This is a genomic window from Sulfitobacter sp. HI0040 (assembly GCF_001634885.1).
In the GTDB taxonomy this organism is placed as follows: Bacteria; Pseudomonadota; Alphaproteobacteria; order Rhodobacterales; family Rhodobacteraceae; genus Sulfitobacter.
In genome coordinates, this window is the sequence record NZ_LWEX01000171.1 from 1 (window position 1) to 5259 (window position 5259).

The window sequence follows — 5259 nt, forward strand, 5'->3', positions numbered from 1 at the left end:
GCAAAGTTCGGGCCGGTCGCGGGATCAAGGACGATGTAATATTGCCCCAGATCGTGGGGCGCGCCCTCGGGCGCCTTCAGCGGTTTGACGTCCTGCGACAGGACCCCGCCCGCCATGCCGGCGGCCAGAATCTCGGCCATCAGCCCGAAGCCCCAGCCCTTGTACGCCCCGATCGACACCAGAGAGCCGGCAAGCGCCGCTTCGGGGTCCGTGGTCGGGTTGCCGTCGGCATCCAGCGCCCAGCCTTCGGGAATCCTCTCTCCGGCGGCCTTGGCCATGGTGATCTTGCCCAATGCGACGGTGGTGGTGGATTGATCGAACTGCATCGCCACCCCGCCCTGCCCGTCCGGCACGGAAAAGGCGATGGGATTGGTGCCGATGATGCGGGTCTTGCCGCCCGGTGCCGCGACGATGGGCGAAGCGTTGGTAAAGCCGATGCCGATCATCCCGGCCAGCGCGATCTGTTCGGTGAAATACCCCAGCGATGTGCAGGTATGCGCCTTGCCCACGCCCAGCGTAGCGACACCAGCCTGCCGCGCGGCATCCAGCGCCACGGGCAAGCCGTAGCTGAAGGCCGGCTGGGCAAAACCGTAACCCGCATCGACAAGTACCACGGCCGAGCGCAGGGTGCGCACGTCTGGCCGCGCATCGCCTTTCACACGGCCACTGCGCAACTGCTGGCAATAACTCTCCACATAGTAGAGCCCGCAGATCCGGTTGCCGTGGCTTTCCGCGATGGCGACGGCACGCGCCACCTCTGCCGCCGGAAAGGCGTCAGCCCCATGGGCCATCAGAGCCGTCTGGGTGACAGTCTCGATTTCTTTCAACGATACCTGAACCATGCGCGTCCCCCCGGCGCGGGAATGGCGCCGGGAATGACTTTCTCGCAGCACTGCCGTGGGGTCAAGCGCCGCGTTGATGCGGGGTCATTTGCGCCAGACTTTGCACGCGCGAGTTGTGCGCAGACGAGGCCAATGCGGCGGTCCGGGTCAGACCGGTACGAGATGCCCGCCGTCCAGCCTGATCTGCCGGTCCATCCGGGCCGCGAGGTCGAGGTTATGCGTCGCGATCACGGCGGCAAGCCCGGTGCCGCGCACCAGCGCCATCAGCGCGTTGAACACCTGGTCGGAGGTGCCGGGATCGAGGTTGCCCGTCGGCTCGTCCGCCAGCAGCAGCTTGGGCGCATTGGCGAGCGCACGGCAAAAGGCCACGCGCTGCTGTTCGCCGCCCGACAGCGCCGCCGGGCGGTGATCGGCGCGGGCGGCGATGCCCACGTCCGCCAGCAAGACGCGCGCGCGATCCTCGGCGCTGCTGCGCGCCACGCCATGGGCGAGCTGCGGCAGCACGATGTTTTCCAGCGCCGTGAACTCGGGCAGAAGATGGTGGAACTGGTAAATGAAGCCCACGTCCGCGCGGCGCACGGCGGTGCGGCGGCGGTCCGACAGGCCCGTCATCTCGGTGCCCGAAATGCGGATGCTGCCCGCGTCGGGTGTGTCCAGCAGGCCCGCCATGTGCAGCAGCGTGGATTTGCCCGCGCCCGAAGGCGCCACCAGCGCCACGACCTCGCCCGCCTGCACGGTCAGATCGACGCCGCGCAACACGTTGATCTCGTTCGCCGCGCCCTTGTTGTAGACCTTCGCGATGCCGCTCAGTTCCAATACCTGATCACTCATAGCGCAGCGCCTCCACGGGGTTCATGCGCGCGGCGCGGCGCGCGGGAAAGATCGTCACGATAAAGGACAGGCCCAGCGACAGGGCCACCGCCGACAAGACGTCGCCCAGTTGCAGCTTGGCCGGCAGGAAATAGATGCCCCGGATCGAGGCATCCCATGCGGTGCCCCCCGAGGCCCAGTTCACGGCGGCGAAGATCTGATCCACGTAGAGCGCGAACAGCACGCCGAGGATCACGCCCAGCGCCGTGCCGATCAGACCAGTGAAGGCCCCGCAGATGAAGAAGACCCGCAGCACCGATCCTTCGGTCAGTCCCATGGTGCGCAGGATGCCGATGTCGCGGCCCTTGTTCTTCACCAGCATGATGAGGCCCGACACGATGTTCATGGCGGCGATCAGCACGAGGATGCTGAGGATCACGAACATCACCCTGTCTTCGATATCCAGCGCCGACAGGAAGGAGCCCGAGGCGTCGCGCCATGTCCAGGCCTGTGCGCGCTCCCCCGCGACGAGCGACAGCTCCAGCGCCAGATCGTCCGCCGCCTCGGGATTTTCCAGCATGACCTCCAGTTCGGTCGCGACACCTTCGCGGTTGAAGAAGGACTGCGCCTCGGCCAGCGGCAGGTAGGCGCGAGTGCGGTCGATGTCGTAGCGGCCCGCCTCGAAGATATAGACTACCTCGTAGCCGTTGACGCGCGGGCTGGTGCCGAAGGCCGTCTTTACCCCATTGGGAGAGATCAGCTTGATGATGTCGCCCACTTCGGCGCCCAGCGTCTGCGCCACGCCGGTGCCGATGGCGATGCCTTCGTCAAAGCGGTCGATATCGCCGCGCGCGTTCTCCGACCCCGCGATGCGCGGGATTGTCTTCAGGTCTTCCAGCGCGATGCCGTAGACTTCGACGCCCGCGTTCTGCTGGCGCATGTTGGCCATGACCTGCCCCCGCACCAGCGGGGCCACGCGGGTGACGCCCTCTACCCCGGCCACGCGGGCCGCCATTTCGGCGTAATCGGGAATGGTGCGGTCCACCTGCCCCGTCTCGGACACCTCACCGAGGTTGTAGATCGTGACATGGGCGTTGGCACCGAGGATCGTGTCCACGAATTCGGCGCGGAAACCGGAGCGTACCGCCAGCGTGGCGATCAGCGCGAAAACCGCCAGCGTGATCCCGGCAAGGCTGATCCACGTCATGACGCTGACGCCGCCCTCTGCCCGCCGTGCCCTGAGATAACGCCATGCGATCATCCATTCGAAGGGCGCGAAAGGTGCGGGTTTCGAGGGGGTCTTGGCCATATGCGGTCTCGCGGTGGTGAACAGGGCTGCGCGCGGGCGCGGGATGGTAGGCGGCGGGCGATGCGAAACACGCGGTCAGCCCGCCCCCGCAGCCCCCCTACTCCGACGAAGGGGCCAAAGCAACATGCGCAGCAGCGCCCAGCCCAGCAGCCCGGCCAGAAGCGCCCCTGCCCCGGCAAAGCTCAGCCCCGCGAAGGTGAGCGGCATCGCGGGTTGGTAGACGGCCCATGCGGCCCGCGCGATCTCGGGGTCCGACATATAGGGGAGCCGGTAGGCCCGCATGAAGGGGCCTTCGCCCTCCAGCATCGCAAGGTCCCGCCGCAGGGCGTCATAGCGGGCGAAGGTGCGCGCCATGTCGATGCGGCGGCGTTCCATGAAAGGCGTGCCGCGCATCTGCGCCAGCGCCCCCGTCCGGTCGAGACCGACCGCCGTGGCGGAAGCGTCGAAATCCGCGACCACGTCTTCCAGCGCATCCACCGCGCCGCCCAGCCGTTGCAGATATTGCTGCGAAAACTCGGGAAACTGGGATCCGGCGAGCCCGCCCGCAACCCCCAGAGCGAGGACCAGCGCACGCAAGATCATCGGGCCGACCCGGCGCGGGCGCGGGGCGGGACCGGATCATGGTCGGTTCGGGTCACGTGCATGCTCCCCACCCCTGCCCCTGCTGATGAAGGGCGATGATGCGGCAGCGCCCTCAGACGATGCCCTTGTAGATGTCCGACAGCCGGGCGACGGCGGCGGCGGGAGGCAGCTCTTCGCTTTCGCCGGTGCGCCGGGAGGTCAGTTCGACCACGCCATTCTTCAGCCCGCGCGGCCCCACGGTCAACCGCCACGGCAGCCCGATGAGGTCCATTGTCGCGAACTTGCCGCCTGCGCGTTCGTCCCGGTCGTCGTAGAGCGGCTCCAGCCCCGCCGCGACCAGATCGGCATAGAGCGCCTCGCAGGCCGCGTCGGCCTCCGCATCGCCTTGCTTGAGGTTCACGATACCCGCGTGGAAGGGGGTGACACCCTCTGGCCAGATGATGCCTTTGTCGTCATGCGACGCCTCGATGATCGCGCCCAGCAGGCGGCTGACGCCGATGCCGTGGCTGCCCATGTGGACGGGAACGCTCTTGCCGTCGGGGCCCTGAACGGTGGCACCCATGGCGTCGGAATACTTCGTGCCGAAGTAGAAGATCTGCCCCACTTCGATGCCCCGCGCGGTGCGGCGTCGCTCTTGAGGGATTTGGTCGAAAAGGGCCGCGTCATGGGTTTCATCAGTGCGGGCATAGAGGCGGGTGAACTCCTCCATGATCGCGGCGCACTGGGCCTTGTCGTCATAATCGATGTCCCGGTCCCCGAAGGTGAGGTCCGTGACCGCGCTGTCGTAGAAGACCTCCGATTCGCCCGTTTCCGCCAGAACGAGGAATTCATGGGTGTCGTCGCCGCCGATGGGCCCCGAATCCGCGCGCATGGGAATGGCCTGCAGCCCCATGCGCTCATAGGTGCGCAGGTAGCTGACGAGGTGGCGGTTGTAGGCGTGCAGCGCATCCTCTTTCGTCAGGTCGAAGTTGTAGCCGTCCTTCATCAGGAATTCGCGGCCGCGCATGACGCCGAAGCGGGGGCGAATCTCGTCCCGGAATTTCCACTGGATCTGGTACATGGTGAGCGGCAGGTCGCGGTAGCTGCCGACATGGGCGCGGAAGATGTCCGTCACCAACTCCTCCGCCGTGGGGGTAAAGAGCATGTCGCGGCCGCCGCGGTCCTTGATGCGCAGCATTTCCTCGCCGTAGGCGTCATAGCGCCCGCTTTCGCGCCACAGATCCGCCGACTGGATCGTGGGCATCTGCATGGCAAGATGCCCCGCGCGGGCCTGTTCCTCGTGCACGATATCCTCGATCCGGCGCAGTACCTTGAAGCCCAGCGGCAACCACGAATAGATGCCCGCCGCCGCCTGTTTGATCATGCCCGCCCGCAGCATCAGCCGGTGGCTCACGATCTGTGCTTCGCTGGGGTTTTCCTTCAGCACGGGCAGGAAATATCTGGTCAGACGCATGGGGCGGCTCCTGAAAAACACTCGGTCGTTGCCGGGGTTAATCCAAAGCAGGTGACGTTACAATCGCCATCGCGGTTCGGCGACCGGGCGCGCGCACCGGGGGGCCAGCCCCCCGGCCCCCCCGGGATTTGGGGTCATTTGGAAGCTGCGCGCATTTTCGTTGACCCGGCAGTCAATATCCGCTTTGTCGGAACGCGAGTTGCCGGAGGTGCCCATGCAGTCCATTCACGAACCCGCCCGCGAAACGCCGGTGATCCATGAAA

Annotated in this window: 5 protein-coding genes; all 5 read right to left on the bottom strand. The window is 66.6% G+C overall.

Features of this window, described 5'->3' with window-relative positions:
- Window positions 1-842, bottom strand: an 842-nt coding sequence (locus A3728_RS11260) for an Ldh family oxidoreductase (RefSeq protein WP_067923579.1), incomplete at its 3' end; no start/stop codon positions are given.
- A gap of 147 nt (window positions 843-989) precedes the next feature.
- Window positions 990-1673 (bottom strand): ABC transporter ATP-binding protein, encoded by a 684-nt coding sequence (locus A3728_RS11265; protein WP_067923582.1) that lies wholly within the window; start codon window positions 1671-1673, stop codon window positions 990-992.
- A complete protein-coding gene (locus A3728_RS11270; protein WP_067923585.1) occupies window positions 1666-2961 on the bottom strand; it encodes a lipoprotein-releasing ABC transporter permease subunit in 1296 nt (431 codons plus the stop codon). The genes A3728_RS11265 and A3728_RS11270 overlap by 8 nt, the downstream gene beginning before the upstream one ends.
- Window positions 2962-3036: 75 nt before the next feature.
- Window positions 3037-3543, bottom strand: a complete 507-nt coding sequence (locus tag A3728_RS11275) for a DUF2937 family protein (RefSeq protein WP_067923588.1) — start codon at window positions 3541-3543, stop codon at window positions 3037-3039.
- A gap of 112 nt (window positions 3544-3655) precedes the next feature.
- Complete coding sequence (proS, locus tag A3728_RS11280; RefSeq protein WP_067923591.1) at window positions 3656-4996, bottom strand: proline--tRNA ligase; 1341 nt, start codon at window positions 4994-4996, stop codon at window positions 3656-3658.
- Window positions 4997-5259: the final 263 nt, after the last annotated feature.